Annotated in this window: 1 protein-coding gene; it reads right to left on the reverse strand. The window is 58.9% G+C overall.

The features are described from left to right. On the reverse strand, window positions 1-202 hold a 202-nt coding region (locus tag RC73_RS20890), incomplete at both ends, for an immunoglobulin-like domain-containing protein (protein WP_039036225.1).

Below are 202 nucleotides of genomic sequence, written 5' to 3' on the forward strand. Positions count from 1 at the left end.
CTCCGGTGACATTGACCGAGAGGTTTTCACCGTCCTGATAGACATCATCAGTCGGTGCCGCGACGGTGATAGTGCCTTCGGTTTGACCGGCCGCAATGGTGATGCTGGCGCCGTTGGACAGGGTCAGCACCAGGTCGGTTTCAGGGGCATTGTTGACCGTGGCGGTATAGGTAATGCTGCCGCCTTCACTGACTTCAGCCGG

Origin of the sequence: Shewanella sp. ECSMB14102 (assembly GCF_000813075.1) — a bacterium.
GTDB classification, from domain to species: domain Bacteria; phylum Pseudomonadota; class Gammaproteobacteria; order Enterobacterales; family Shewanellaceae; genus Shewanella; species Shewanella indica.